Source organism: Kribbella sp. NPDC051718, assembly GCF_040681515.1.
Classification (GTDB): Bacteria; Actinomycetota; Actinomycetes; order Propionibacteriales; family Kribbellaceae; genus Kribbella.
On the sequence record NZ_JBFAYZ010000019.1, the window covers coordinates 15,666 to 29,828 of the forward strand.

Annotated in this window: 13 protein-coding genes and 1 pseudogene; 6 read left to right on the top strand and 8 right to left on the bottom strand. The window is 68.0% G+C overall.

The genetic code is table 11. The features are described from left to right. Window position 1 precedes the first annotated feature (1 nt). Window positions 2-1,594 (bottom strand): molybdopterin-dependent oxidoreductase, encoded by a 1,593-nt coding sequence (locus AB0M15_RS40475; RefSeq protein WP_363832170.1) that lies wholly within the window; start codon window positions 1,592-1,594, stop codon window positions 2-4. A gap of 65 nt (window positions 1,595-1,659) precedes the next feature. Between AB0M15_RS40475 and AB0M15_RS40480 the strand changes: the two genes are divergently transcribed. After that, on the top strand, window positions 1,660-2,634 hold the full coding sequence (locus AB0M15_RS40480) for a winged helix DNA-binding domain-containing protein (RefSeq protein ID WP_363832173.1): 975 nt from the start codon (window positions 1,660-1,662) through the stop codon (window positions 2,632-2,634). 51 nt (window positions 2,635-2,685) lie between these two features. Here the strand turns inward: AB0M15_RS40480 and AB0M15_RS40485 are convergent, their stop codons facing one another. After that, window positions 2,686-4,911 (bottom strand): carbohydrate-binding protein, encoded by a 2,226-nt coding sequence (locus AB0M15_RS40485; RefSeq protein ID WP_363832176.1) that lies wholly within the window; start codon window positions 4,909-4,911, stop codon window positions 2,686-2,688. 135 nt (window positions 4,912-5,046) lie between these two features. Here AB0M15_RS40485 and AB0M15_RS40490 point away from each other — a divergent pair, with 135 nt between their 5' ends. Further along, window positions 5,047-5,883 (top strand): endo alpha-1,4 polygalactosaminidase, encoded by an 837-nt coding sequence (locus AB0M15_RS40490; protein WP_363832179.1) that lies wholly within the window; start codon window positions 5,047-5,049, stop codon window positions 5,881-5,883. Window positions 5,884-5,886: 3 nt separating this feature from the next. Here the strand turns inward: AB0M15_RS40490 and AB0M15_RS40495 are convergent. After that, window positions 5,887-6,606: pseudogene (locus AB0M15_RS40495) on the bottom strand (alpha/beta hydrolase); the annotation flags it as partial. 315 nt (window positions 6,607-6,921) lie between these two features. Here AB0M15_RS40495 and AB0M15_RS40500 point away from each other — a divergent pair. Beyond that, on the top strand, window positions 6,922-7,566 hold the full coding sequence (locus AB0M15_RS40500) for a hypothetical protein (protein WP_363832183.1): 645 nt from the start codon (window positions 6,922-6,924) through the stop codon (window positions 7,564-7,566). Here AB0M15_RS40500 and AB0M15_RS40505 read toward each other — a convergent pair. Continuing rightward, the gene (locus tag AB0M15_RS40505) at window positions 7,563-7,970 is read right to left on the bottom strand and encodes a MarR family transcriptional regulator (protein ID WP_363832186.1); all 408 of its coding nucleotides are present in this window, start codon (window positions 7,968-7,970) and stop codon (window positions 7,563-7,565) included. The two genes, AB0M15_RS40500 and AB0M15_RS40505, sit on opposite strands and share 4 nt — an antisense overlap. Window positions 7,971-8,022: 52 nt before the next feature. Between AB0M15_RS40505 and AB0M15_RS40510 the strand changes: the two genes are divergently transcribed. Next, window positions 8,023-8,418: an SRPBCC family protein gene (locus AB0M15_RS40510; RefSeq protein WP_363832194.1), complete on the top strand. Its 396-nt coding sequence runs from the start codon at window positions 8,023-8,025 to the stop codon at window positions 8,416-8,418. A gap of 2 nt (window positions 8,419-8,420) precedes the next feature. Here AB0M15_RS40510 and AB0M15_RS40515 read toward each other — a convergent pair whose 3' ends face one another. Further along, entirely contained in the window at window positions 8,421-9,371 is a 951-nt protein-coding gene (locus AB0M15_RS40515; protein ID WP_363832199.1) for a DUF916 domain-containing protein, read from the bottom strand. Window positions 9,372-9,660: 289 nt separating this feature from the next. On the opposite strand from AB0M15_RS40515, the gene AB0M15_RS40520 reads away from it, so the two are divergent. Together AB0M15_RS40520 and AB0M15_RS40525 are read left to right on the top strand one after the other, a co-directional pair. After that, window positions 9,661-10,626, top strand: a complete 966-nt coding sequence (locus AB0M15_RS40520; protein WP_363832206.1) for a hypothetical protein — start codon at window positions 9,661-9,663, stop codon at window positions 10,624-10,626. A 17-nt stretch (window positions 10,627-10,643) separates the two neighbouring features. After that, the gene (locus tag AB0M15_RS40525; RefSeq protein ID WP_363832210.1) at window positions 10,644-11,621 is read left to right on the top strand and encodes a hypothetical protein; all 978 of its coding nucleotides are present in this window, start codon (window positions 10,644-10,646) and stop codon (window positions 11,619-11,621) included. 57 nt (window positions 11,622-11,678) lie between these two features. Here the strand turns inward: AB0M15_RS40525 and AB0M15_RS40530 are convergent, their stop codons facing one another. Genes AB0M15_RS40530 through AB0M15_RS40540 form a run of 3 tightly spaced genes read right to left on the bottom strand, consistent with a single transcriptional unit; the run spans window position 11,679 to window position 14,133 of the window. Continuing rightward, window positions 11,679-12,707, bottom strand: coding sequence for a DUF4037 domain-containing protein (locus tag AB0M15_RS40530; protein ID WP_363832214.1), 1,029 nt, complete (start codon window positions 12,705-12,707; stop codon window positions 11,679-11,681). Between the two features lie 20 nt (window positions 12,708-12,727). Next, window positions 12,728-13,636: a PASTA domain-containing protein gene (locus tag AB0M15_RS40535; RefSeq protein ID WP_363832219.1), complete on the bottom strand. Its 909-nt coding sequence runs from the start codon at window positions 13,634-13,636 to the stop codon at window positions 12,728-12,730. After that, window positions 13,636-14,133 carry a SigE family RNA polymerase sigma factor gene (locus tag AB0M15_RS40540; RefSeq protein WP_363832222.1) on the bottom strand — a complete coding sequence of 166 codons (498 nt, stop codon included), beginning with the start codon at window positions 14,131-14,133 and terminating at the stop codon, window positions 13,636-13,638. The genes AB0M15_RS40535 and AB0M15_RS40540 overlap by 1 nt, the downstream gene beginning before the upstream one ends. Between the last annotated feature and the right edge of the window lie 30 nt (window positions 14,134-14,163).

Genomic DNA, 14,163 nt, shown 5'->3' on the forward strand with positions numbered 1-14,163 from the left:
GCTATTCGACCATTACTACCGTGTTGTGGAGGCCGCTGGAGCCGTTTGGGCGGGGGGCTGCGCGGTCGGCGGTTTGTACTTCGCCGGTGGTGTCGGTTGCCCGGACGGTGAGTTTGTGGTTGCCGGGTGTGGCGTCCCAGCGGAAGGTCCACTGTCGCCAGGTGTCGATGGTGTCCTCGGCCGCCAGCTTCGCGGGCTGCCACTCGCCGTCGTCCACCTGTACTTCGACCTTGGCGATCCCGCGTTGTTGCGCCCAGGCCACGCCCGCCGCGACGGCCGGGCCCGCCTTGATCCGGGCGAATCCCTTCGGTACGTCGATCCGGGAGGAAGTCTTGATCGGGGCCTCGACGGACCAGCCGCGGTCGGTCCAGTACGCGCTGAACTCGGCGAACTTGGTGACCTCCAGGTCGACAACCCACTTGGTCGCCGACACGTACCCATAGAGACCTGGTACGACCATCCGGACCGGGAAGCCGTGCTCGAACGGGAGCGGTTCGCCGTTCATGCCGACGGCGAGGATCGCGTCCCGGCCGTCGGTGAGCGCCTTGAGCGGCGTACCGATGGTGAGGCCGTCGACGCTGGTCGACTTGATCGCGTCGGCGCCGCCCTGGACGCCGGCTTCCCGGAGCAGTTCGGCGATCGGTACGCCGATCCAGCGGGCGTTGCCGACGTACGGTCCGCCGACCTCGTTGGAGACACAGGTGAGGGTGATGTCGCGCTCGATCAGCCGCCGGTCGAGGAGGTCGGCGAAGCTCAACTCGAGCTCGCGGTCGACCATGCCGTGGATGCGCAGGCGCCAGGTCCGCGGATCGACCTTGGGGACGGTCAGGAGCGTGTCGACGCGGTAGAAGCTCGGATTCGGCGTGACGAACCGGCTCACACCGGGGACATCGGCGGCCACGCCGGCCGGGATCGCCCGAGCCCGGCTGGCTGGCACCGGGATCCCGATCCCGCGCCGGGTTGCCTCGCTCACACCGGCCGGGATCAGCAGGGACGCGCCCAGGCCGCCCGCCCCGGCAACACCGAGCGCCATCGCGGTCCCCAGAAACCTCCGCCGATCAAACCCAACCGGCGCCTCAGCCGTCGCCGGCCGTCGCTCGACCGCACCGCGGGTCCGCTCGACCTCGCCGCGAGTCTGGTCGGGTTCGGTACGGGGGTGGAGGATCCGCAGCACGAGCAGGATGCCGATTGTTGCCACCAGCAACGTGATGACGCCGGGCAGCACCTGGACGAAGTGATTGGGGGCGAGCGTCCTGCCGGTGGCGGCCGCCAGGATCGCCAGCACACCGAGCAGTCCCGTCAGCGCCACAGCGACACGAGGCCTGGTGGCTCCGATCGCGCCCGCCAGCAAGGCGAAAACGGTCACCGCGAGCAGCACCACGCCGATCAGGACCGGCTTGTCGGCAGTACCGAGGTTCTTGACCGCGAAGTCCTTGGCCGCACCCGGCGCCAGGTCGATCAACTGGGTGCCGACGCCAACGACCGGAGAGGTACCTCCCGCGAGCGCCGCCGTCAGCTCACCGAGCCCCAGACCGGCACCCGCGGCGAGCAATCCTCCGACAGCTGCCAGCGCACGGCGTCTCTTTGAGGTCATACCGGTACTTCGGACCGCTCCCCTCCGCGGATCGGTCGGGCCCCGACATTCCTTACGATCACCCCATGGAACCCGCCCTCCCGTGGTCTGGTCAGTCCCTCGACGAGCCGTTCCCGGGCGACCTCGTCGCACTGGTCGAACAGCTCGCCGGCATCAACGCGCAGACCGCGCGCGCGATCCCGGTGGCGATCTGGACCCGCTGCGGCGAGAAGAGCGACCTCGGCGAGCTGACCGACCGCATGCAGTCGTACGACCTGGTCAAGTCGAACGTGATGCGAGGAACCGTCCACCTCCTCACCCTCCGCCAGTACTGGCTGTGGCGCACAGCCCTGGAACCGACCCTGAAGCGACTCGTCGCCGGCTTCTGCCGCGGCATCTGGGACTCGGCCGACTACGACAAGCTGCATGCGTTCGGCCTCGAGCTGATGTCCGACAACCAGCCGCGAACCCGCGCGGACCTCGGATCAGCAGCCGCCGACCACTTCCCCGACACCGAACCCCGGCACCTGGGCTTCGCCCTCCGGATGATCCTCCCGATCGTCGAATCAGCCCCGGACAACGCCTGGCACCCGTCCCGTACGACGTACCGCCTCGCCCCCGCGCCCGCCGAACAGCCCGACCACCAATCCGGATTGCGCGACCTCGCGCGCTCCTTCGCGACCGCATTCGGTCCGGCGACCGTCGACGACTTCGCCTACTGGTCCGGACTCAAGAAATCCGAAGCCCAGACCGTCGCAGACCAACTCGAGCAGCCGGACCCGGCACCGGCGCGCCCCGGCCTCCACGTACTGCCGGAGTTCGACAACCTCTACTACTGCAGACGATCGACGACCAGCGACCTGTACCAAGCGAAGCGCGATCCGCGCTTCAACCCGCAACGCATGCCCGGCAGCCTGATCCAGGACGGCCGAGTCATCGCCCACTGGACCTACCGCAAAAACGAACCCCCAACCCTGACCCCCTGGGAGCCGCTCAACCCGGCCGCCGAAGCCAAGTGGTCCCGATTCACCGACTGGTGGAGCCGCTGCGATGAAGGATAGACACTGGTGTGTTCCGATGGGTCAGTTGTCGGAACACACCAGGTCTCGCCGCTAGGCGGTCAGGCGCAGGTAGTCCACGTTGAAACCGCCGGTCTCGCAGAACAAGGTGATGAGCTGGTCGCCCGCAGGCAACGTCACCTGGGTGTGGATCGACTGGTAGGTCCCCCAGCCACCCGTACTCGGCACAGACACCTTCGCCAGTACCGCGCCGGACGCGTCCCGCAGCGAGATGGCGTCCGGAGCGTTCGCGCCGGTGCCGTTCGCGACGCGGAGCTCCACGTCGTACGTGCCGGCGTTGGTGACGTCGAGCCGGTACTGCAGCCAGTTGCCCGCCGCCGTCCAGCCGACGTTCTTGCCACCACTCGCGGCCGCGTTGTTCTCGATGAAGTTGGCACCGCCATCGGTCCAGCCGTGCTGGGCGACGTACGACTCAGCCTCGACCTTCTCGCCGACCGGCGTACCGTGCGGCGTCACCGTCACGTGGACGGTCACCTCGTCGCTCGCCGCTCCATCGGTGACCCGGAACTTCAGGTCCTGCTTGCCGGCGGAGGTCGGGTGCAACGTCACCAGGCCGCTGCGTCCGTCGACGCTGACGCCGGCGGGCAGGTCGACCGCGTAGTAGGCGAGCCGGTCGCGATCCCGGTCGGTGGCTGAGAGCTGCACCTGGGTTGTGGCGTATTGATCCGCGACTACGTCCCCGACGGGGCGTAGTACCGGTGCGTGGTTGTGGTGCTGGGAGGGGACGTCACCCTTCCAGCGGTACGTCGCGTAGGAGTTGGCCGGGACCGTCGCCGTGAACGACTTGCCGGCGAGCACGACGCGGACGGTCGACGGGGTGGCGTTGCTGTTGCCGAGGATCGCGACGAAGTTGTCGCTGCGGTCCTTGTAGACGACGTTGGCGATGCCGTTCGCGGTCGCGCTCGACTCGACCCGGGTGTGCTCCTTGCCCAGGTACTTCGCGAACTGGCCCATCGCGTAGAGCTCGTCGCGAACCGTGAAGGTCTGGGTGGTCGTGTCGACCTTGACCAGCCGGTTCGGCCACTTGGTGGTGCGGCCGACCTCTTCCCAGTCGACGTTGTTGTCGCGCAGCGGCGTCCAGTGCAGCGTGCCGCCGTCCTGGTCGGTGGTCTGCGCCCACATCACGTACGACGAGGCATCCAGCCGGAAGTAGTTCAGGATCGTGGCCGGGTTGAGATCGCTCGTCTCGGTCATGTGCACCGGCTTGCCGGTCTGCTCGTAGGCATCGCGCATGACGGTCGGGTCACCCCAGTACGGGTGGAACGCGATCGCGTCGGCAGCCTTCGCCGCCTTCGGGTCGTTCAGGATCCGGTAGTAGTTCTTCGTCTCGGTGCTGTTCGGGTCACGCCAGTCCCAGAAGTTGAAGTCGTGCACGTAGAGATCGGTGCCGAGGCCGGCCCGCTTCACCTCGCGCTTGATCGCGACCGCGAGCTTCTGCTGCTGCTCGACGCTGATGTCCATCGCGGGGTAGACCACGTCGATACCGGGCTCGTTGAGCAGGGTCAGCGCGTCGACCTTGATGCCCTGCTTGGCGTAGGCCTGGATGTACTTGACGTAGTACCGGGCGAAGACGTCGATGCAGTCGTCGCGCAGCTTGCCGACCTGGTAGTACGACGTGCTACCGGGCTTGAGGGCGACCTCGCCGGTGAACCGGTTGTTGGTCTTCATCCAGGCCGGTGCGCTCCACGCCGAGGCGAAGAAGGTCGCGCGCGGGTTGTAGCGCTTGATCAGTTTGGCCGTCTCGACGATGTGCAGGTCGACGTCGCGCTTGATCGAGAAGTACTTGAGGTTCCAGTCCTCGACGCCTGCGGGCGGCTCGTCGTACGACCAGAACGGCAGGTGCTCGATCAGGTCCGGGCTGCCGATGGTGAGCCGGAACCGGTCCAGCCCTGCGCCGGTCTTCGGGTCGACGAGCAGCCGGATCGCGCGGTCGCGCTCGGCGGGTGTCAGCTTCCAGAGGTTGGAGACGCTGGTCTCGTCGAGCGAGAAGCCGATGCCGGAGTACTGCTGCCGCAGCGTGCTCGGGTCGACGACGACAGTGGCGTCCGTCGTACCGCCCTGATCGCTGGTGACATAGCTGGTGGGCAGCGGCTGCCAGGCTTGCGCCGGGCCGCTGGAATAGGTGCCGGTGACGGCGGTACCGCGGTCAGGCCGGCCCGTCGTCGCGGGCAGCCCTGCGGTCGCAGGCAGGCCGACGGCTGCGAGCATGCTCCCGGCGGCCGCGGCGACAAGAACCGCCGCACTGATGGATCGCCTCACGATGTCTCCTCGATTGACGGGGAAAGCGCTTGCTTCGGCGGCGACTCTACTGTCCGGCAACGCATTCCACACCCCTCTCCCGGTTCCGGAACTTCCCAGCGGCGACAATGGGATCCCCGAGCGGTTGGAAGCCCCTTGCCTCGTCGTCACACTCTCCTGCTCGGTCTGCTCGTCACCGCACTGGCGTTCGCCGGCATCGTGATCCTGCTGAACCGCCCGGAAGAACCAGCCGGTACGCCGACAGCCACCACCCCGAGTACCGCGGTCAAGGTCCCACCCCTGCACGCCGGCTTCGACTACCAACTCGGCGGCCCGTACCCACCGCCAGCTGGTGTGAAGATCGTGACGCGGGACCGCACGGCGCCGGCAGTCAAGGGGCTGTACAACGTCTGTTACGTCAACGCCTTCCAGACCCAGCCCGGCGAGGAGGACGACTGGGACGCAGACCTGCTGCTCAAGGACGGCGCCGGCAAGACCGTCATCGACGAGGACTGGAACGAACCGCTGCTCGACCTGCGAACCGCCGCCAAGCGCGAGCGGATCGCCGCCAAGGTCAACGGCTGGATCGACGACTGTGCGACCAACGGCTTCCAGGCCGTCGAGCCCGACAACTACGACAGCTACACCCGGTCGGACAACCTGCTGAGCGCCAACCAGGCCAAGGATCTACTCACCTTGCTGGCGACTCACGCGCACTCGCGCAACCTCGCCATCGGCCAGAAGAACACCGCCGACCTCGCTGCCGATCGCAAGTCCGTGGGTCTCGACTTCGCCGTCGCCGAGGAGTGCGGCCAGTACGGCGAATGCGCGACCTATGCCGATGCCTTCGGCAACAACGTCCTGGTGATCGAGTACACCGCCGCCGGTCTCGGCAAGGCCTGTGATGCCTTCGGCAACAAACTGTCGATCGTCCGCCGCGACCTCGACGTCACCACGGCCGGCGATCCCAAGTACGTCCGCCAGGGCTGCTGACCATCAGCTGTCAGCGAGCTGGGTCCTAAGGAAGCTGACGACGCGATCCATCAACTGGGTGCTGGTCCATACATCCGGAGTGTCCGAGAGTGCGCCGTGGCCGGCGCCCTTGACGACGTACCGGGTGCTGGCGACTCCGGCCGCGCGTAAGGCCTGGTGGATGCGAGCCGTCTGGGCCGGCGGGATCATCCGGTCGTCGTCGCCGTGCAGCAGGAGGAAGGGTGGCGACTCGACGGTGACGCGGTTCGCCGGGTCGGCCTGACGGAATTCCTCGGCGTGATCGCCCGCCGTCCAGCCAGGACCGAGGATGTACGCCGGCACCCCGGCCTTCGGCCCGGTGTGAGCGGTGGCCCTCTCCGGGCCGAACCCGTCGGTGATCGCGGTGAGGTCCGAGGCGCCGAAGAAGTCGACCGCCGCGTTGAGCTTGTACTCCGGTTCGGTCGCGGCCATCGACGCGAGATACCCGCCGGCCGACTCACCCCAGACCGCGACGCGAGTGGGGTCGATCCCGTACTCGTCGGCATGCGAGCGCAGGAACCCGAGCGCCGTGGCGACATCCATCAGCCCGTCGCGATAGGTCGCGCCGACTCGCGTCGTCCGGTAGTCGATGCTCGCGACAACGAATCCGGCCTCGGCGACGTACCGCCGCTGCTTGGCGCCCGTCTGCCGCCGCGCGGCCACGAATCCGCCACCCGGCAGGTACAGCACGAGCGGATGCGGCCCGGCTCCCCGACGGGGTCAGGATGTCCATCCGCAGCTTCGCGGCGTACTCGATGCCCTTGTACGACCGTCCGCCCCGGCCAGGCTTGATCTGGTCGCTCTCGTCCGGCGCGATCGCGATGCTGTCCGGATCCGTCTCCGGCGCCGCCACGCTCGAGAACCGCAACGGCTGCCCGGCCAGCGCCGCCAGCGCGGTCACCACCCGCATCCCGATTCTCATACCGGTCTCCTCTCAGCACCCAGTTCACACGATAACCGATAGTCAACCGGTTAACAATCTCCGGTCGGTGACTCCGGCGACCCGTAGCATCTGCAGACATGTCCCAGCAGCCGCCACCGCCGCCGCGACCACAGGACGGGCCGCCGCCGCCGTACGGCACTCCGCAGTACAGCGGACAGCCGAGCCGGAACCAGGGCCCGCTGATCGTGACGTTCATCGTGCTGGGATTGGTCCTGGTCGGCATCCTCGTCACGGGCGGCGTCCTGCTGCTGCGCAACAACAACGACGACAAGCCGGCCGTGGAGAAGGTCGCCACCCGCCCCTCGGCGCCGGACGCCGTGCAGTTCCGCCCGGTCCTCAAGACCGAGCCCAACGGCTGCAGCGCTTCGACGCCAACCACCTCCACGGACACCGCCTGCGATGCGGACGGGATCCGCTACACGCTCGGCAAGGTCGCGCTCGACGGCACCCACGTCTCCGAGGTGACCGCCGCGCTGGCACCCAACAATCTCTCCTGGGTCGTCAACCTGACCCTGGACGACCAGGGCTCGAAGGCGTTCGGGCAACTCACCGCAGGACTAGCCACCAAGACCCCGCCGCAGAACCAGCTCGCGATCGTCGTCCGGGGCAAGGTCGTCACCGCCCCGTCCGTGATGTCCGCGATCACCGGCGGCAAGGTCGAGCTCGCCTCCAACTTCACCCGCACCGAGGCCGAGCAGACCGTCGCCGACATCACCGGCTAATCCGCGAGCCGGATCAGGATCCCGATCAACGACCGTCGCTCGGCCGCGGTGAACTCACCGAGCAACTCCTCCTCCATCGCCCGGATCTCGGCCCGTACCGCGACCAGCCGCGCCTCACCCGCCGGGGTCAGCCGGACCAGCCGGTTCCGCCGGTCCGCCGGATCCTGCTCGCGCACGACCAGCCCGTCCTCGACCAGCCCGTCGAGCAACGCGATCAGCCGCGACTTGTCGTACCCGATCGCGGTGGCGAGCCCGAGCTGATTGGTCCCCGGCTCCTTGGCCAGGTGGATGAGGACGCCGTACCCCCACATCGAGAGCCCGTGCGCGCGCAGCAACGGCTCCTCGGCGAGGTACAGCCGCCGGGTGATCCGCCCGAACAGCGATCCCAGGTCTTCGCGCTGCATGACTCGGATGATAGGCGTTGAACAATCGTAAGCAGCTGCATATGATCTATATGTGCATACTAATCTGAAGCGAAGCCATACCCGATCGATCGCCATCGCCGCCCCACCGGAGACCGTCTTCGATCTCGTCTCCGACCCGACGGCCTTCCCTCGCTGGGCGCCCGGTTTCGCCCGCTCCGCCCGGCCGGCCGGCGATCACTGGATCATCGAGAACGACCAGGGCGAGGCGAAGATCGTGGTCCGCTCGTCGCGTGCACACGGCACCGTCGACATCCTCTCGGCCGACGACCCCGGCCAGGGCGCCTACAGCCGGGTACTACCGAACGGCGCGGGCAGCGAGTACCAGTTCACCTTGCAGTTCCCCTCGGATGCGCCGGAGGACGCCGTCACCGCACAAATGGCCGTCGTGGACGCCGAGCTCGAGGCAGTCCGCGCCCTCTGCGAGTGAGTTCACCGGGCGTGGGCCGGGCGTTTCCGGTTGCGGCGGCTGAGGATTGCGAGGGTGAGGACGCTCGCACAGCCGATCAGTAGGAGCAGGAGCGTCCACGGGATGGTCAGAACGTGAGCGGTTGCGGCCGTTGTGGGTTGAGGAGCCGGCTTCGCGACCGGTACGACGCTGACCGTGCCGGTCAGCCGCAGGGCCGGCGGTACTCCGGAGATCGACGCAGCGACCTTCCAGGACTCGCCCGGGAGCAACTGGGGTGAATCGGCGAGCTGGCCGGCGCCGGCGGTGAAGACGCCGAAGGGACCGGTGACAGCGGCTGCCTGGCGGGCCGCGACGATCGTGTTGCCGGTGTTGCGGACGGTGTAGGTGACGGCGACGCTGCCCTCGCCGAACGGGTTCGGAGTACCGGAGTACTGCACCTTCAGGTCCTCGACGGCCAGGGCCGGTTTGAGTTCTCCGCTGACCTGAAGGCGGATTTTGGTGGTGGTCAGGCGGTCCGTAGTACCGGCCTGTTGCACCAGCGCGACGATGCCGCCCAGATGGTCGCCGGGGGCCGCGCTGTCGGGAAGCGCGAGGCGGAACGGTACGTCGACGGAGCGGCCGGGCGGCACCCGCACAGTGGTCTCGTCGAGCTGGATCCAGGCCCCGACGTCCCGCGGCCTGGCCTCGGCGCTCCGCAGTTCGATGCTGCCGTCGTCGGCGGTGAAGGCGTCGGCGCCGTGCAGCGACACCGTCAGCGGGGTCCGGCCGCGGTTGACGATCAGCAGTCCGTCGCGCAGCTGACCGCCCCGCGGCAGGGCGTAGCTGAAGCTCGGGCGCTTCGCCCCGAAGATGTTGGCGGCAGGCTTGATCTCCCAGGGCGGTTTGTCGGCCGCGAGCGCGCTCTGCGGCGGGGCGAGCCCGGGCAGGACGAGACCGGGCACGGCGAGCAGCAGGACGGCGATGACACGGGTCACGGCGTGCAGGACCGTTGACCCGCGGAGTACCGGCGGGTGCATCAGGGTGTCCCTCGGACGATCGGACGGGAGACGTGCCGATGGGGCGGATTGCAGCGTCTTGCGCCCGGATGGAGCGCAGGTGAACGGCAGCTGGCGGAGCGGCTGACCGGGCCGCAACAGTCGAGGCGTCGTTGCAGCTAGCTGCAACCGCAAACTGGTTTAGACCTCTGGCTCGATAGGGTGTGCGGACATTCGTCGGTGCGAGAGGCCCTCGGGGGGCATCGAGTACTAAGGGAGAATCTTGCAGATGAGAATTCGTCGTTTTGCTCTTGCGGTTGCCGGGCTCAGCCTGGTGACGGGGGCCGCAGCGGCCGGTCAGGCAGCAGCGGGCGTACAGAGCGAGCCCCGTCCGAGCACCACGCTCGGACATTCCGCGGCGCAGACCCCGCAGACCAAGGCCGCCGCGGCAGCCTGCGGCGTCGAGGTCGGCGCGATCACCGCCGCGGGCATCAACTCCGGCTACGGGATCACCGCGACCAAGCCGCTGACGGTCAGCAACTTCGAGCCGTTCAAGCTGTTCGGCGCCCGGTCCAGCTCGACCTGGTACGGCTGGCGCACGCCGACCAACGTCTACTACTACGCCGGCTTCGTGCTGCAGGGCACCAACCTGTACGCCGGCGCCGAGACGTACAAGAACGGCACCACCAACCCGCCGACCACCAGCTCGAAGAGGCTTGGCACCGGCTGGGGTGGCTTCACGGCCCTGACCAGCTCCAACTACTACGTGGCCGGCACGACGCGGCCGCACCTGTTCCTCTACGGCTTGCACACCAACGGCTCGCTGTACCGCTACAGCGTGAACGGCCCGACCGGTCCGATCACCAGCTACGGCAGCGCGGCGGGCTACGGCTCGTTCAAGTCGATCACCGTGATCTCGGAGACGGTCGGCTACGACACCATCCTGGCCACCACCAAGGCCGGCGCCCTGTGGACGATCCACCTCCCGGTGACCACTCCGCTGAAGGGCACCCTGAAGGCGGTCCGGACGACCGGCTTCAAGCAGTACGACAAGCTCGTCGCCTCGCGCTGCGGTAGCAGCACGCTGCTCACCGGCTTCGACAACACGGCCAAGACGCTCACCGTGTACGCCATGTCCAAGGCGAACGGCTCGAAGACCGTCATCAACACCATCGGCAGCGCGCCGGCCACCCACAACGGGCTGGTGCACTTCCTCTACACGGGCAGCGGCAGCCTGTCGCTGATCGGCGAGTAGTACAAGGGAGATCACAGATGAGAATTCGTCGTTTCGCTGCCGTGGTTGCCGGGCTCAGCCTGGTCACCGCGGCGGCGGCCGCCGGCCAGGCGACCGCCGACGTGCAGGGCAAGCCCGAGCCGACTCGCAGTTCGGTCGGCCGGACCGCGGCGCAGGGCCCGCAGGCCAAGGCCCAGACCAAGGCCGTAGCGGCCGCTTGCTACGAGTACTACGGCGGCATCACCGCTGACGGACTGAACGGGAACTACAAGGTCACCGCCACCAGGCCGGTGGGTGTGATCAAGTACACGCCGTTCAAGCTGTTCACGGGCCGGGCCACCTCCAGCTGGTACTACTGGGAGCCGTCGGCGACCGTCGGCTACTACGCCGGTTTCGTACTTCGGGCCGGCAATCTGTACGCGGGCGCCGAGACGTACTACAACGGCTCGGACATCCCGAAGACCAGCTCGAAGCTCCTGGGCGGCGGGTACGGCGGGTTCTACTCCCTCACCAGCGCGAACTACTACGTGCCGGGCACCACGAAGGAGCACACCTTCCTCTACGCCCTGCACACCAACGGCTCGCTGTACCGGTACCGGGTCAACGGTCCGACCGGTCCGGTCGTCGGTGCCGGCCACGCGCCGGGCTACAGCGGGTTCAAGGCGATCACCGTGATCTCCGAGTCCCCGACGTACGACACCCTGCTGGCCACCACCAAGGCCGGCGCCCTGTGGACGATCCACCTGCCGGTGACCACTCCGCTGAAGGGCACCCTGAAGGCGGTCCGGGCGAGCGGCTTCAAGGCGTACGACCAGCTCGTCGCCTCGCGGTGCGGCAAGGGCACGCTGCTGACTGCCTTCGACAACACGGCGAACACGCTCACCGTGTACGCCCTCGGCAAGGCCGTGGGCTCGAAGACGGTCATCAACACGATCGGCACCGCTCCCGCCACGCAGAACGCGGAAGCGCACTTCCTCTACACGGGAAGCGGCAGCGACCCGATGGTCGGCGAGTGACTTTCGCCTGACCAAGCAGTAGTTGCAGGAGCCCAGGTCGGTCGACCTGGGCTCCTGTCATTCCTCCTCGAAAACGCGGAGCAGCAGGGTGCGGTTGTGCGGTCGCCAGAGGAACTCGCGGAACTGGTCGACCGGGCCGACCGGCCACCGCTCGAGGATGCTCAGTACGGCCGGGTCCTGGATCTGTTCCGCCAGCAAGCCCGGGTAGTCGGCCCAGGCGACCTTGAACGGCCGGTCCCACAGCTGCTCGACACCGATCGTGACCGGCTCGGTCAGCTGCAACGCGTTGTGCATCGCCCCGAGCTTCTCGTACGCCGCGTTGAGCGCGCGCTCGCGTTCCTGCCAGGTCTTGGCGCGGAGCACGTCGGCCAGGAGCGGTTGCAGTTCGGGGCCACACTCGAGCCGGGCGAACGCCGTACCGAACCATTTGGAGTAGGGCGCGTACTGGCGCTCCATCAGGAAGCAGAGCCTCATCAGGTCGGTGACGAGGCGTGAACCGATCAGCGCTGATCCCAGCTCATCACCGATCGAGCCCGTTCGGCCGACCAGGTTGATCTCCGGATGCACGCGCCACCAGCCCGCGATCAGCAGGTAGAGCCAGACGTCGCGTGGGTAATAGGCGAGCCGATCGCGGACCTCCTGCAACCCGGCCTCGTCGTGATGGACGGCGCCGGCGGTCAGCGTCCGCAGCGTCTGCTCGGGGAAGGTCAGCCAATCCTCGGCCGTCAGCTCGCCGTGGATGTCGACGTTCAGGGTGTCTCGGAAGTACTTGCTGACCGTGTGCACTTCGAGCGACCCCAGTACGCCGCGCGCCGCCTTGTCGACCGAACAGCCCCGGTACTCCGCGGGCAGCTCGCGCTGCAACGTCTCGGCGACGGCGGGGTCGTCCTCGCGCAGGAAGATGAGCACCCGCGGCTTCCAGTCGTGATCCGTCGACATCTCGTCGTCGAAGCCGAGCACCTCCGACCCGCGCCCGAGCAACGCCGCGCTGTACGGAAGTACCGGAAACCTCGTCTCCAGGATCGGTCGCACCGCCTCGGAGTAGAACAAGCGGCTCAGTTCAAGTCCCGGAACGAAGTCAGCCATGCACCCCATTTTCCCAGGAATCAGCGCTTGGCCACGACCGTGACGGTGACAGTTGCCCCAAGGGGCAGCATCGTGCCGGGGAACGGCTCGACCTTGACCAGCTCGCCCGGCGCAAAACCCGGGGCATCCGTGGTCTTGGTCTCGACCCGCAAGCCCAACCCGCGCAGCAGATCAGCGTACTTCCGCCCGGAGCTGCCGTCGTCCTTCGTCGTCACGCCGTTCTGCTCCGGCACGCCGACCCGGTCCGGCAGCACCACGATCCGCTCGAGAATGCGATCGACCTCGGCCGCGTTGGTCGACGACTCCGCCGAGAACCAGACACCGGTCGACGGCAGGAGCACGATCCCTCGGCAGACTTGCGGCCCACCGGCACCGCCCGGCGCGCAGATCGTCCGCTGCTTCTGGGCCCTGACCCCGTCGATCTCGAACTCGTCGTCCGACTTGAAGCCGTACTTGTACACCAACTCCTGCCCGCCGTCGCCCACCTCGACGCTCTCCACGCCGACGGGCCGGGGAACTGCGCACGCCTGGGTCAGCCATCCGTCGATCAGAACCGTGTCGGTCTGTGGAGTGCCGCACCGGACCTGATTGGTCCCCCACCCCTGGGGCACCGCGATCGCCACATGCCCGAGCCCGACCAGACGCCCGCCCGTCGGTGGATTATTGGTTGCTGTCGGCATCGGATTGGTCGCATGACTGGTTCCTTTGGTTGCTGTCGGCAGCTGCTGCGTGCCGTCTTCCGGCGCCATCAGCAACGCTGTTCCGCCGGCCGCGACTGCGACGCTCACGGTGGCGGCCAAGGAGATGGCGGTCGTCCGACGGCGCTTGCGACGAGCGGCGCCGGCGCGCATCGCGTCGAGCGGGGGCGGTCCGACCGCGGTCCGGTCGCCGGCTCGTTCGAGCAGCTCGGTGAGCTGGGATTCGTGCATCAGATTCCTCGCAGTTCTGCCAGGTTCGGGTCCTCGGCGAGCGTCTTCAGCGCGCGGGCCAGCCGGCTCTTCACCGTTCCGGCCGCCACTTCCAGGGTCGACGCCATCTGCTGCTCGCTGAGGTGTGCGTAGTACCGGAGTACGACCGCTGTCCGTTGTTCCCTGGTCAGCCGGTCGAGCGCCCGCATCACCGCGTCGGAGTCATCGACCCCTTCGGTCTGGTCGGCCCCCGCCACCTCCGGAAGCACCGCCGCTGGACGCTCCCCGGTCCAGCGACGGCGTCTCGACGAGATGAACTGATTGATCAGCACCCGATGCACATACGCGTTGCGATCCTCCGCAACCCGCACCTTGTCCCACTTGAGCAGACACCGCTCCAGCGTGCTCTGCACCAGATCCTCAGCCTCAGCCACGGAACACCCCAGCAACACAGCCGCCCGCACCAAACTCCCCCAGCGCGCAGCCACGTAGTCACCAAAGTCATCTTCCGCGCCCACAACTCCCCCGCTCTAGCAGACTCCTCACCC